The sequence below is a fragment of the Marisediminitalea oceani genome, assembly GCF_003731635.1.
In the GTDB taxonomy this organism is placed as follows: Bacteria; Pseudomonadota; Gammaproteobacteria; order Enterobacterales; family Alteromonadaceae; genus Alteromonas; species Alteromonas oceani.
On the sequence record NZ_RCUA01000033.1, the window covers coordinates 79731 to 92695 of the forward strand.

11 protein-coding genes are annotated in these 12965 nt (G+C 51.3%); 7 read left to right on the forward strand and 4 right to left on the reverse strand.

Annotated elements, in window-relative coordinates:
* Positions 1 to 17: 17 nt before the first annotated feature.
* Positions 18 to 1217, reverse strand: a complete 1200-nt coding sequence (tyrS, locus tag D9T21_RS11165; protein WP_123325018.1) for a tyrosine--tRNA ligase — start codon at positions 1215 to 1217, stop codon at positions 18 to 20.
* Between the two features lie 184 nt (positions 1218 to 1401).
* On the opposite strand from tyrS, the gene D9T21_RS11170 reads away from it, so the two are divergent.
* The 4 genes from D9T21_RS11170 (at position 1402) to D9T21_RS11185 (ending at position 5548) form a co-directional block, all read left to right on the forward strand.
* Positions 1402 to 2718: an OapA family protein gene (locus tag D9T21_RS11170; protein ID WP_123325019.1), complete on the forward strand. Its 1317-nt coding sequence runs from the start codon at positions 1402 to 1404 to the stop codon at positions 2716 to 2718.
* Between the two features lie 4 nt (positions 2719 to 2722).
* Positions 2723 to 3850, forward strand: coding sequence for an anhydro-N-acetylmuramic acid kinase (locus D9T21_RS11175; protein WP_123325020.1), 1128 nt, complete (start codon positions 2723 to 2725; stop codon positions 3848 to 3850).
* Between the two features lie 33 nt (positions 3851 to 3883).
* Complete coding sequence (locus tag D9T21_RS11180; RefSeq protein WP_105936462.1) at positions 3884 to 4348, forward strand: Lrp/AsnC family transcriptional regulator; 465 nt, start codon at positions 3884 to 3886, stop codon at positions 4346 to 4348.
* Between the two features lie 75 nt (positions 4349 to 4423).
* Positions 4424 to 5548 (forward strand): alkene reductase, encoded by a 1125-nt coding sequence (locus D9T21_RS11185; protein WP_123325021.1) that lies wholly within the window; start codon positions 4424 to 4426, stop codon positions 5546 to 5548.
* Positions 5549 to 5620: 72 nt separating this feature from the next.
* On the opposite strand, the gene D9T21_RS11190 is transcribed toward D9T21_RS11185, so the two are convergent.
* Positions 5621 to 7402 (reverse strand): trans-sulfuration enzyme family protein, encoded by a 1782-nt coding sequence (locus D9T21_RS11190; protein WP_123325022.1) that lies wholly within the window; start codon positions 7400 to 7402, stop codon positions 5621 to 5623.
* A 102-nt stretch (positions 7403 to 7504) separates the two neighbouring features.
* On the opposite strand from D9T21_RS11190, the gene D9T21_RS11195 reads away from it, so the two are divergent.
* Positions 7505 to 8467, forward strand: coding sequence for a D-2-hydroxyacid dehydrogenase (locus D9T21_RS11195; RefSeq protein ID WP_123325023.1), 963 nt, complete (start codon positions 7505 to 7507; stop codon positions 8465 to 8467).
* Here the strand turns inward: D9T21_RS11195 and D9T21_RS11200 are convergent.
* On the reverse strand, positions 8464 to 9036 hold the full coding sequence (locus D9T21_RS11200) for a glutathione S-transferase family protein (RefSeq protein ID WP_123325024.1): 573 nt from the start codon (positions 9034 to 9036) through the stop codon (positions 8464 to 8466). The two genes, D9T21_RS11195 and D9T21_RS11200, sit on opposite strands and share 4 nt — an antisense overlap.
* Before the next feature lie 66 nt (positions 9037 to 9102).
* Entirely contained in the window at positions 9103 to 9447 is a 345-nt protein-coding gene (erpA, locus tag D9T21_RS11205; RefSeq protein ID WP_105936467.1) for an iron-sulfur cluster insertion protein ErpA, read from the reverse strand.
* A gap of 210 nt (positions 9448 to 9657) precedes the next feature.
* On the opposite strand from erpA, the gene D9T21_RS11210 reads away from it, so the two are divergent.
* Both D9T21_RS11210 and D9T21_RS11215 read left to right on the forward strand, forming a co-directional pair.
* Complete coding sequence (locus D9T21_RS11210) at positions 9658 to 12102, forward strand: CHAT domain-containing protein (protein ID WP_164464656.1); 2445 nt, start codon at positions 9658 to 9660, stop codon at positions 12100 to 12102.
* A 27-nt stretch (positions 12103 to 12129) separates the two neighbouring features.
* Positions 12130 to 12909 carry a phytanoyl-CoA dioxygenase family protein gene (locus D9T21_RS11215; RefSeq protein WP_123325026.1) on the forward strand — a complete coding sequence of 260 codons (780 nt, stop codon included), beginning with the start codon at positions 12130 to 12132 and terminating at the stop codon, positions 12907 to 12909.
* The last annotated feature ends 56 nt before the right edge of the window (positions 12910 to 12965 follow it).

A 12965-nucleotide genomic window follows, 5' to 3' on the forward strand; every position in this document is an offset into this window, starting at 1 on the left:
CGCAGCGCACCAGAAGCTTACGCCAGAGTGACGCGGGCAAACTTGCGCTTACCTACCTGATATACCTTTTCACCCTGTTCAGTGAGTACCAAACGGGTATCAGTGACTTTTTCACCGTCGATTTTTACCGCGCCCTGTTTAATCATCCGCATCGCATCAGAGGTTGAGCCAACCAGTCCGGCTTCTTTCAGCAGGTAACCAATCGTTAATTCACCGTCGGTTAATGCAACAGTGACTTCCGGCATGTCATCAGGAATGGCATTTTTCTGAAAACGCTGAATGAAGTCCTGATGCGCAGCTTCAGCGGCCTCTTCAGAATGGAAGCGGGCAATGATTTCTTTCGCCAGGGTAATTTTAATGTCACGAGGGTTCGCGCCATCCGCCATTTGTTGCTTAAGCTCAGCAATTTCGTCCAGCGGCTTGAAGCTCAGCAGATCGTAATAGCGCCACATCAGTTCATCAGAAATGGACATGATTTTGCCAAACATCTCATTCGGCGCATCAGTAATGCCAATGTAGTTGTTTAACGACTTGGACATCTTCTGCACGCCATCAAGGCCTTCGAGCAGCGGCATCATCAGTACCACCTGTTGAGACTGGCCCTGCTCTTTTTGCAGTTCACGTCCCATCAGCAGGTTAAAACGCTGATCGGTACCACCAAGCTCAACATCGGCTTTTAGTGCCACAGAATCCCACCCCTGAACCAGCGGATATAAAAATTCATGAATGGCAATAGGCTGCTCGTTGGCGTAACGCTTTTTAAAGTCATCACGCTCAAGCATTCTGGCTACGGTCTGACTGGCTGCTAACTTGATCATGCCTGCCGCGCCCAGTTGATCCATCCACTCGGAGTTAAACCGAATTTGCGTTTTCTCCGGGTCTAAGATTTTGAATACCTGTTCCTGATAGGTTTTAGCGTTAGTAAGCACTTGCTCTTTGGTGAGTGGCTTACGAGTAACATTCTTACCCGTCGGGTCGCCAATTAAACCGGTAAAATCACCAATCAGGAACACCACGTTGTGGCCTAATTGCTGGAAAGCGCGCAATTTGTTGATCAGGACCGTATGGCCTAAATGCAAATCCGGTGCGGTCGGATCGAACCCCGCTTTAATGGTTAGCGGCTTGCCTGACTTTAACTTTTCGATCAGGGTATCTTCGGGCAATATTTCGTCAGTACCCCGTTTAATTTCGGCCAGGGCTGCTTGCCAGTCACTCATTTTTCTGCTTCCATCTAACTTCATTCTGGGCGGGCATTTTACGCGCGCCGACCGTCTATTAAAACCCTTTATGCACTTTCTGCGCCCTACAACGCGATTATTTGCCGTTTTGAGCCTCTGATCCTTTGAATTTTGCCTGATCCCTCTAGCATCTCAGGGCCGAAACCGCTATTCTCAGGCTGTTATGAGAAAGATATATAGACCACAATTACTCACTGATTTATTTAAGCAAATGCCGCGGCCGCACCGTATTGGTCTGGTGGCAGCCAGTGCATTTGTTGGATTACTCATTTTACTGCCATCTGAAAAGGTGGAAGCGTCACGCCATACTGAGTCGCTGATTCTGGAAACCGGCAAGCGTTATCCTCTATCGATGACGTTAACGCAATCCGATGTGCTCATTGAGCAGGATGACGAACCTCAGTGGCAAACCTACACGGTGAAAAGCGGCGATACGCTGGCCAAAATATTCAAGCGCGCCGGATTAAGCCCTAAAGATACCTACGCAGTCAGCCATGCAGGTGAACAGGCAAAAACCCTGGTAACCCTGCTCCCCGGCGACAAGCTGGATCTCAACGTGATTGATAATCAGTTTGCCGGTTTACGTTATGCCCTGTCGCCTACCGATACCCTGTATATCGAACCTCAGGAAGACAGCGACGAACTGCTATCTCACATCGACAGTAAACCGGTGGAAGTGCGTCACAATTTTGCCCAGGGTGAAATTACCTCAAGCTTCTGGAACGCCGGTGTGGCCGCTGGCCTTACAGATAACCAGATTATGCACCTGGCCGGAATATTTGGCTGGGATATCGACTTTGCTATGGAAATCCGTGGCGGCGATACGTTTAACGTAGTGTATGAAGAACGCTATATTGACGGCGAGTTTGTTGGCTATGGCGATATTGTTGCCGCCGAATTTGTTAACCAGGGTGAAAAATTCGCCGCCATTCAGCACGCAGACGGCAACTACTACACTCCTGAAGGCCGCAGTATGCGCAAGAGCTTCCTGCGCGCGCCTATCAACTTTAAGTACGTTAGCTCCAACTTTAGCAAGGCACGTTTTCACCCGGTTCAAAAGCGCTGGAAAGCGCATCGCGGTACCGACTATGTTGCAGCCGTAGGCACGCCGGTGATGGCAGCCGGCGATGGTAAGGTGATTGAAGCCAGTTACAACAAATACAATGGTAATTATGTATTTATTCAGCACGGTGAAAAATACACCACCAAATACCTGCATTTTAAAAAGAAAGCAGTGAAGAAAGGTGACATTGTAAAACAGGGTCAAACCATAGGTTATCTTGGTAGTACCGGGCTGGCATCAGGCCCCCACGTACATTACGAGTTTTTAGTCGATGGTGTGCATCGCAACCCGCGTACCGTGGATTTACCCAAGGCGCTGCCTATCGACCCGAAACAGCGCGATGCCTTTATGCAAATCGCCGAGCAACGCCTCGCTCAACTCGGCACTTCACGCCGTATAATGCTGGCCATGCAATAAACCCATGGCCTACTATATTGGCGTGATGTCGGGAACCAGTATGGATGGTGTAGACGCCATCCTGACTGATATTACCGATACGTCCATCGCGCCAATAGCCGCAGTTTCAATACCTTACCCAGCCGAACTTCTCGAACTACTGCATCAGCTTTGCACTGTTAGTCCCAACGAAATCAATCACCTTGGCCAGGCCGATCGGGCCGTAGGCCGGGTATTTGCTGAGGCGGTAAACAAATTGCTGGCAGAACAGCACTTATCACCGGCGGACATCCGCGCTATTGGCTCTCATGGTCAAACCGTTCGTCACTATCCCGATGGCCCTCCCGGCCACCAGGATGACAATGGCTTTACCCTGCAAATCGGCGATCCTAATACTATTAGCACTCTTACAGGCATTGATGTGGTCGCCGACTTCCGCCGTAAAGACATTGCCTATGGTGGCCAGGGCGCGCCATTAGTACCAGCCTTTCACGCAGCCAGGTTTGCCGAAGCCGGCGAACATCGTGCAATCGTAAATATCGGCGGCTTTGCCAATATTACCGTGCTCGAGGGCGTTGATGCCGGAGCGACCCGCGGCTTTGATACCGGGCCAGGCAATACGCTGATGGACGCCTGGTGTTTACAGCACCTGAACCAACCCTTCGACTGCGACGGTAACTGGGCTGCCAGCGGCACGGTTAACCAGCCATTATTGAATAGCCTGCTCGCCGACCCGTATTTCTCGGGTACCGGGCCAAAAAGTACCGGCCGGGAATATTTTAATCTGGTCTGGCTACGCCATCACCTGCATGACATGGGTACCATTATCGCCCCCGAAGATGTTCAGGCCACCCTGCTGGCCCTTACGGCTACTACCATAGCCAATGCAATACGAGCACTGGAACAGGTAAAGCAGTGTTATGTGTGCGGTGGCGGTGCGTTTAACGGTCAGTTAATGGCACAGTTAGGCGAGCTACTCCCGGACTGTACAGTTAAAGCCACGGATAGCCTGGCTTTGCACCCGCAGTGGGTTGAGGGCGTTGCCTTTGCCTGGCTGGCGTGGGCCTATTTACACCGGGTGCCGGGTAATGTGCCAAATGTCACCGGCGCATCGCGGGCGGTGGTGCTCGGTAGCCTGACACTGGCTGATTGATTAACCTACCTGAATCGTAAGGGAAAACGGATAATGCGTAAACTTGATGAAACCGATATAGCCATATTGGCCTGTATCTTCAAAGACCCCTGCATTACCAACAAAGCCATTGCCAGCCATGTGGATCTGGCGCCGTCTTCCTGCCTTGAACGCATCAAACGCTTGCAAAATGAGGGGATAATTTTAGGCGCCCGCAGCCAGTTTAATTACACCTTACTCGGCGGCCATATTCAGGCCATGGTGGCGGTCCGGCTGGCCTCACATAACCGTGATACCGTTGCTCAGTTTCAGCAGCAGCTGGTCGGGCAAAAAGAAGTGCTCAGTGTGTTTCATATGGGCGGTGAAAACGACTTTTTACTCCATGTGTGTGTACCCGATGCATTGCATCTGCGCGACTTTATTTTTACTCAGGTAACCGGCCGGGATGAGGTAGTCCACGTAGAAACCACCCTCATTTACGATCACGTCACCAGCAACTCCCTGCCCTACTTCGGATAAACTAAAAACCACCTTGCTGCGTAATAAAGAAGTTGGCGCATGAGCGCCAGATTTACTACACCGCAAGGAGATTTGATGACAGCACCGCATTTATTATCCCCGGTCACATTTGCTGGCCAGGAGCTGAAAAACCGTATGGTACTTGCCCCACTCACCCGAGGCCGTGCCGGCCCGGACAGAGTCCCAAATAAAATTATGGGCGATTACTATGTACAGCGCTCTGCAGGCGGCCTGCTGATCAGCGAGGCAACCAGTATCTCGCCAGAGGGCAATGGCTGGGTGGATGCACCGGGTATCTATACCAGCGAGATGACGGCCGGCTGGAAAAGTATTACCGACAGAGTACACGCCGCAGGCGGTCGAATGGTGTTACAACTGTGGCACACCGGCCGGGCCTCGCACAGCGACTTCCATAACGGCGAGCTGCCTTTTTCTGCATCGGCGGTTGCCATTAACGATGGCGATGGTATTTATACCCCAAAAGGCAAAAAGCCCTTTGAAGTGCCACGCCCCATGGCTGTTGAAGACATTAAGCGCACCGTGGAAGACTATCGTCAGGCTGCTATCAATGCCAAAGAAGCAGGTTTTGACGGCGTTGAAGTTCACGCTGCGAATGGCTATCTGATTAATCAGTTTCTTGATAGCCGCAGTAATCAGCGTGACGACGACTATGGCGGTAGTCTGGAAAATCGTTACCGCTTCTTAGCCGAAGTCATGCAGGTGGTTCTTGAAGTCTGGCCTGCCGAACAGGTTGGCGTGCGCTTGTCCCCTAACGGCGTGTTTAACGATATGGGCGCCGACGACTATAAAGAAACTTATATGTTTGTGGCAGATAAGCTCAATCAATTGGGCATCGGCTATCTGCATGTGATGGACGGCCTGGCGTTTGGTTTTCATGAACGCGGCGAAGCCATGACCCTGCAGGAGTTCCGCCATGTGTATAAAGGATTACTGATAGGAAACTGCGGCTACGATAAAGACACCGCTGAGCAACGTATCAGCAGCGGCGACGCTGATATGATCGCCTTTGGCCGCCCCTGGATCACTAACCCTGATTTACCGGTCAGGTTTGCTAATGATTATCCGCTTGAGTCATTCGATGATCCGAGTCACTGGTACGGTGGCGGAAGTGAGGGCTACAGCGATTATTCAGACTACGAAGAAGCTACTGGTATCGACCAGGCCGAAAAACTCTTATAAAAAGCTCGTATAACCTGGCAATTAAGTATCAACGGGGTATCTGCAGATACCCCGTTTTACTATCTAGCTCAATTATTTCAGCATTTCTACCAGTGTCGGTTGCGAGCCATAATATTGAGCGTGGACCTCTGCCGCCACACGCTGGTGTAATTCATCCAGTCGCGCCGCCGCCATAAAGCCATCACTAAACCCGGGATGAATCGGATCGATAGCCTGCTTTAGCGCCAGTACAAAATGCGCGATGAGTGATTTAACACAGTCACAGCCCATGGCAATACGCATGGTGGTTAATGCAATACCGGCCTTTTGCTGCTCAGCCCGACTCATTTCAGAATGAGAGGTTAGCGCCGGGCACAGGATCAGCGTGTTGGTCTGACCGATGCTTATCTGATGGCCGAAAGCAGGTTCCAGCGAATCAAAGAAGCGCGCAAATTGCACCCGGTCTAGTTCAGGCAGATCAAGCTCAGCGGTAAACAAAGCACAAGGCCATCCATGACTGTGTTGCTGTTCGCGCAGGCCGGCATTTTCGTGATGACTCAGGGCATGACTGTTTACTTTAATGTGCGGATGGGAGTCGAGGAAATGAGTAAATACCTGAGTGTTAATCACCTTGGTCAGCATTCGCTGAGTCAGCGTTTTCATGCCGGTCAGCACATCAAAGGCCTTCTCTGAATCAAGGAATGCCCCCTTAATATAATACACGTCCCAAAACAGGGTTTGCGACCAGTCGACGCCCTCACAGCTGGTACCTTTGGGTTGGAACATACGGTGATTTTCGCCAATGACCACGCCTGCTGTAGTGGTGCCGGTACCGCAAATATCCTTGGTGTAGCTGTGCACCACATAGTCCGGTCGGCATTGTTTATCGGCATGTTGCAAAGGCTTATGTAACACTGGCGTAGCCAGCGTGGAATCGAGCATGACCAGCAGCTGCTGCGCATGGGCAAGTTTGCAGATACCCGGTACATCCAGCACCAGCCCATGGGGGTTGCAGGGCGACTCAATGTACACATGCAAACGGCTACCGGCTGCCAGCTTATCAGCATACTGCTGTTGAATCTGGGCAAGATGATCGGCAAATTCCTCTGCCGAATAACCGTCGAACCAGGCCAGTGTTACGTTTAAGCGGTTCTCGCGGGCGAAGAAATCATGCAGCAACTGATACACGCCACCATACACATTGCGTGACACAATCAGAATATCACCGTGGCTTAGTACGTTTGATAACAGCGCATCAATAGCCGCCATACCAGAGTTAAAGTTCCAGGCCAGATACGCGCCTGCCTGATCGCCTGCTTCCAGATCTACAATGGCATTGGCCAGTGAAATATTGGTTGGATTCATTAACCGACTGTAGATCTGATGCGTTGATTCTTTGCCTTCAAAGGCGTCTTCTATCCACTCCGTGCAGGCATATACGTAGGTTGCGGTTTTCACTACCGCAGGTGTCGCCGAGAACAGCGCCGGCACGTTGTCAAAAATCGGGTAGTGTTGCGGTGCGGATTTATTCAGACTCTGCCAGGTTTGCCGAAAGGGGTTTTGCAGAGTATCGAGTACTTTGGCTATCTGAAATGATAAGAACTTTTTAGCATTGAAATAGCTCAGCTTGTCGGTTTGATCTAACCTTTCCAGGGTATCTCGTGTAACCTGCCAGAGTTGCTGAACACCCTGCTGCGCGCCATAGAGATGACGTGCCGTATCAGCCAGCGCCTGACCGTAAGCGGTATCAGGACGAATATTAAAATGCGCCAGTTGCTCTTCTACCAGTTGCTCTACTGAGTTAGCGTCGCTGGTATGACGGCGGGGCGACAGTGGACGACAGGTCTCCACGGATAATGATTGGTTTGATTTCATATGCGTTCCTTTTTGCTTTAATCTGAATATAATTCGGATTTAAAACAAAATTAAGGAATATAATTCACATAAAAATCACAAACAGGAAACTTTTCTTTACTTATGACCACTTCTACGTCATCTGCCACCTGGCAATTCAGCATCTTAAGCCGCGACTACGAGGTTTATTCAGAGCTTCTTGCGCCATTGTTACCAGACAACGTCCGCTTGTCAGTTGCCACCGATGACCCTGAACAGTTTGATTGTCAGCACGTCCAGCTGGCGCTGGGCGATCCCGATTTGCTGGCCCAGGTCGTTAACCAGTGCCCGCAATTATGCTGGCTGCAATCCACCTTTGCCGGTAATGCGCCGTTATTACGCGCTGGCAAACGGGATTATCAGCTTACCGGAGTAAAGGGGATCTTTGACCAGCAAATGCGCGAATACGTGTTTTCCTATTTGTTGTATTTTGCGCGCAATATTGAAGGCTTTGCCCTGGCCGGGCAGGCTCCCGCGAATAAATGGCAGCCGCCGGGCTTCGACGCACTGGCAGGAAAAACCCTGGGCATCGCCGGGGCCGGTGACATTGCGGCCAGCCTGGTGGATGTGGCAACGGTATTTGATATGAAAGTGGTGGGGCTTAATCGCCGTGGCAGCGCCACAGCCGACTACACGCAGGTGTTTACGCCCGATAACAAATTGGAGTTTGCCGCTGCCTGCGACTTTGTGCTGAGCCTGCTGCCCGACACACCCGCAACCCGCCATTTCATCGATACGGAATTTTTATCAGCAATGGCGCCACACAGTATTCTGATAAACGCCGGAAGAGGTGTTGTGGTTGATGACAACGCCCTGATCCAGGCGCTTTCTACAAAGCAACTGCGCGCAGCGGTACTCGACGTGTTTGTAGACGAGCCTTTAGCCGACGATCATCCGTACTGGGCATTACCCAATGCTTACGTCACCCAGCATACGGCGGCTATTTCCAGAGAGCAGGATGTGGCGGTGATATTTAAGGGTAACCTAATCCGGTTTCTTGAAAACGCCCCGCTCATCTACCTTTTTGACTTCGATCGGGGATATTAAACCCGCGGATCGGTTGAGGCGATATCGGCCTGTGTCTGCTGCTGTTGCCAAAAGGCCTGCAGCGCAGGATAGGCATCGAAGCTGGCTAATTCTCTGAAGGCCACCCAGTCTAATAAACAGAACAGGCAGATTGCCGGATAATCCCATTGAGAGAAGTGCCCGGCCTCAACTTCAGCGTTCAGCGTAGCCAGCAAGGTGTCGACGCGTTCATTATTGAGCTTAAAAAACAGCTTATCCGGCTGATTGGCAATGTCGGAGCGCTTAAGCATCATCAACTGCACAAACGTATCGTTGGCCGCATCAATCAGAGTCAGACGATTTTCTTCCGGCCAGCTTAAAGGAGCCAGCGCAAACTTTTCGCTCAGATACCGAAACACCACTCTGGAGTCATAAATAATTAACTCGCCGTCTTCCAGCATCGGTACTTTAAGGGCCGGATTCTTGGCTCTCAGCAGTTCGCGGCCGGGCCCCGCAAAGATATCCATGTTGATAAACTCATAGTCTTTACCGGATAAAAATAAGCGAATACGGCGAACATAGGGCGACGTGGTAGAGCCATATAGTTTCATAGAGTTATTCCCTGTTAAAAGAAGCCAGAAAGTAAAAAGCAGCCCTTAGGCTGCTTTAGATAATCATTAAACGCTGAAGCTGGCTCCGCAGCCGCAGGTAGTGGTAGCATTCGGGTTATTCACCAGAAACCGTGAGCCCTCCAGGCCATCCACGTAATCAACCGTGCCGCCCACTAGGTACTGTAGACTCATCGGGTCAACAACCAATGTAACCTCGTTCTTTTCGATGGCCATATCGCCTTCGTTCACTTTCTCGTCGAAAGTAAAACCGTACTGAAATCCCGAACAACCGCCGCCGGTAACATAGACCCGCAGTTTCAGGTTCGGATTTTCTTCTTCTTCCACCAATTCGCGGACTTTCAATGCCGCCGCGTCTGAAAAATCAATGGGTAACGCCATTTCTACTGACATATTCACCTCAATCCTGAGCCGACATCACTCGGCAATTAATAGCACTATTATCCAATACCTGAGTAAATACATCAACTATTGTCAGCCGTGTTCTGACCGCGGCTGAACAGTAAATACACCTCGCTTTCTATACGCATTCTGCCCTTGGTGGGTTTACTGTCGCCGGGTTTATGACTAAATTTGACAAACAGGCTAAAGAAGGTGATTGCCGTGCGTCGTATTTTACTCCTTGCTATCACAGTATTTGTTACCGGGTGTACCTCAAATGTTACCCGCTCGACCTTAAGCGGGGATTATAAAACCCTGGCCGATGAGGGGCAGCAAACGCCGGAACTGTTATCACTGCCCACCAATGAGCTGTGGGCTTATTGTCAGAGTTTTGTGAAAAGCCGGGTATTTACCCCTATTGATGGATGCTTTAACGAGCTCGATAAACGCTTTAAAGACGCCGATGACACTCTGCTGTATATGGTTCAGGGCTGGTTTGACACGCAGTTTATTGCCCCAGGAGCATTTGGTGAGGGCATGCTCACCGAACTGAAACTCGAGGCGGCAATGGCCAGAGGCAATATCAAGAACACCGAACGGTTTGCCAACTCACTTTACAACCTGACCACCTCCTACGCCTACCCGCTGGCGGTCACCAGCACCGACTATGCCGACAGATACCCGCAAATTGCCGGCTACGATGAAAGTGGCTACAGCAATATTTACCGGCTAAAACATCAGGTGCTGGCACTAGGCGCTTTGGGTTTAATGGCTGCCCGCAATAACGAGCCTGAACTCGCCAGCCGCTATGCCAGTGAAATCGCCGCCATCGACGCGTCATCGACCAATGCCGCGCAGTGGCGGCTGCCCCAGGCCAAAGCGCTGTGGCTGGGCCGTATCTACTTAACTATTGGCGACTTTGAGAAGGCCTATCAGGCTTCCATTATTGAGAAAAACGCCATGTATGAATTTCTCGACGGGCTGACGACCGCCCTAGATGTGATTGGCCCGATAATGTATGCCGCCATGGTAGATGCCTACGGCGACACCGATTATAAAACCGCACTGAATTTTACCGCTGAGTTTGAACCGCGTTTTATGCGCCACCAGGCAGAGCTTGAAACCGGTCGTCTTGCCGCAGCACAAGAAGGTTATCAGGCCATTATCAACGAGCCTAAGGTAAAAGGCTTCGGCACTGTTTACTGGCAGGCACTTTATGGCCTGGGCCGCATTGCCGACTTACAGGGCAACAACAGTCAAGCTATCGACTATTACCGGCAGGCCGTTGAGGTGATTGAACGACAGCGCAAGAGCATGGATACCGAAGCCGGGCGCATTGGTTTTGTTAACGACAAGCAGGCCGTATACGGTGATATGGTGTCCTTACTGGTAAAAACGCAACGCTTTAGCGAGGCCTACGATTATGTGGAACGTGCCAAGGCCCGCGCCCTGGTGGATTTACTCGCCACCAAACAACGCTTTGGCAGCCAGCTACCGCCCGCCACCGAACAAGCCCTTACGTCATTACAGTCTATCGAACAACAAGCACTAGTGAACAATAGCGGCATCACCAACGAAGCCACACGCGGTATTGCCGTGCAATTAAAAGCCATAGAACAACATACGCCGCAGCTCGCATCCCTGCTCACCGTATCACCGCCATCGCTGTCCTCGATACAAAACCGGTTAGGCAAGCAGGAAACCCTGCTGCTGTATTTTTTCACTCAGGGGCGGCAGCCGGAGTTATTTACTTTTGTGGTAACGGCCTCATCTCTCGACGTGCATTCTCAGCCGTTACCGGCACTTGAAGAGGCCATTACATCCCTGCGGGATGCTATTAACCAGGCTGACAGCGATGCCTGGCAAAAAGAGGCGGCGCAGCTTTACAGCCATTTAATTGCGCCGGTAAGTAATGAACTCAGCACTGCCGGAGCGCTCACTGTTGTGCCTCATGGCGCGCTTCACTATCTGCCGTTTACTATTCTTACCGCCCCTGATGGTCGCCTGCTTGGTGAGCAATTTAACTTGCGCTTGCTGCCTGCTGCCTCGGTATTGCAATTTGTCGATGAGAAGGTGGCCGGCGAGCAGTTGCTGGCCCTGGCTAACCCGGATTTAAACGCACCGGAACTGGATTTGCCCGGCGCTCAGCGCGAAGCACAGCAGATCAGTAAACTCTGGCCACAAAGTCAGATTTACAGTCGCACTCAAGCGTCTGAAAGTTTATTAAAACAACAGTCGGCGAGTTTTCAGATTATCCACCTGGCCTCACATGGCGTGTTTAATCCTGATGCGCCGTTGCAGTCGCGACTGTTTCTGGCTGCCGATGCTGCCAACGATGGCCTGCTAACAGTGCCCGAAATTTACGATTTAAACCTTAATGCCAACCTGGTGGTACTGTCGGCCTGCGAAACGGGCCTGGGCGATATCTCTGCCGGTGATGATGTTGTGGGCTTAAACCGGGGTTTTCTGTTTGCCGGAGCCAACGGTATTGTCAGTAGCCTCTGGCAGGTGCCAGATGAAGCCACCACCTATCTGATGAGCCGCTTTTACACCTATTTGCAGTCTGAGGCACCGAGTTCAGCCCTGGCATCTGCGCAACAGGATACCCGCGCGCTTTACCCGCATCCCTTTTACTGGGCCGCGTTCCAACTAACCGGCGGGCAATAAGCCGCCGCTAAAAAGGAGTTTTCGGCCTTGGCCAGCGCAGATATCGCCACGCAATACGAACAATCAGGTTTCGTGTATCAGCCCGCTTTTCTTGACCAACAGGAACTTGAGCAATTGCGCCGGATCACCGCGCGCTTTCACCAGCACTGGCTGCAGGAAAATCAAAACTTTTACCGGCAACGGGCCATTAACTCAGCTTACCTTACCCATGCCGAGCGCATGTCAGACGAAGACCGCCACGCAATGTTTACCATTATTGGCTCGGCCAAAATAGCGTTAGTGGTTAAGCCACTATTGCCCGATGGTGCAGCATTTATGAATACCCAGTTATTTTTTGACCCGCATAACCCGCAGCAGAAAAATTACTGGCACCGGGATACCCAGTATCTTTACTCACCCGAGGAAGAACAGGCCCAGCTTGGCTCTACCCGTGTATTGCATTACCGCCTGGCACTATATGACGAACCGGGTATCGAGTTAATTCCCGGTTCGCACCGATACTGGGACAACCCGGAAGAACTCGACGTAAGACTGGCTCGTAATGGTCGCGAGGCTTATCACGACTTACCCCGTGGTCAGCAAATACCATTAAACGCCGGCGACTTGCTGATTTTCGATGCGTCTATGCTGCATCGCGGTTTATATGGCAATAACCGTTTTGCCCTGGATGTGCTGTTTTGCGAAGTGCGCCAGGATCTCCTGCAACATGTGGACGCAAACTGTCTGCCCGGCGAGGCTCTCCTCCGCAAACTCGACTACCCGGCGCCTTTTGAAGCCAGCCGCAACGCCCTACGACAAACTCCGTAACAATTTAACCCGGCACGGATATTTCACCGCTTTTCGGCGGTGGTATAGTAGAGCTA

Coding starts and splice junctions, on each gene's coding strand:
- D9T21_RS11200 (WP_123325024.1), bottom strand. CDS start 9,036: ATGAAACTATATGGCTCTACCACGTCGCCCTATGTTCGCCGTATTCGC.
- D9T21_RS11195 (WP_123325023.1), top strand. CDS start 7,505: ATGACCACTTCTACGTCATCTGCCACCTGGCAATTCAGCATCTTAAGC.
- D9T21_RS11175 (WP_123325020.1), top strand. CDS start 2,723: ATGGCCTACTATATTGGCGTGATGTCGGGAACCAGTATGGATGGTGTA.
- D9T21_RS11180 (WP_105936462.1), top strand. CDS start 3,884: ATGCGTAAACTTGATGAAACCGATATAGCCATATTGGCCTGTATCTTC.
- D9T21_RS11185 (WP_123325021.1), top strand. CDS start 4,424: ATGACAGCACCGCATTTATTATCCCCGGTCACATTTGCTGGCCAGGAG.
- D9T21_RS11170 (WP_123325019.1), top strand. CDS start 1,402: ATGAGAAAGATATATAGACCACAATTACTCACTGATTTATTTAAGCAA.
- erpA (WP_105936467.1), bottom strand. CDS start 9,447: ATGTCAGTAGAAATGGCGTTACCCATTGATTTTTCAGACGCGGCGGCA.
- D9T21_RS11190 (WP_123325022.1), bottom strand. CDS start 7,402: ATGAAATCAAACCAATCATTATCCGTGGAGACCTGTCGTCCACTGTCG.
- tyrS (WP_123325018.1), bottom strand. CDS start 1,217: ATGAGTGACTGGCAAGCAGCCCTGGCCGAAATTAAACGGGGTACTGAC.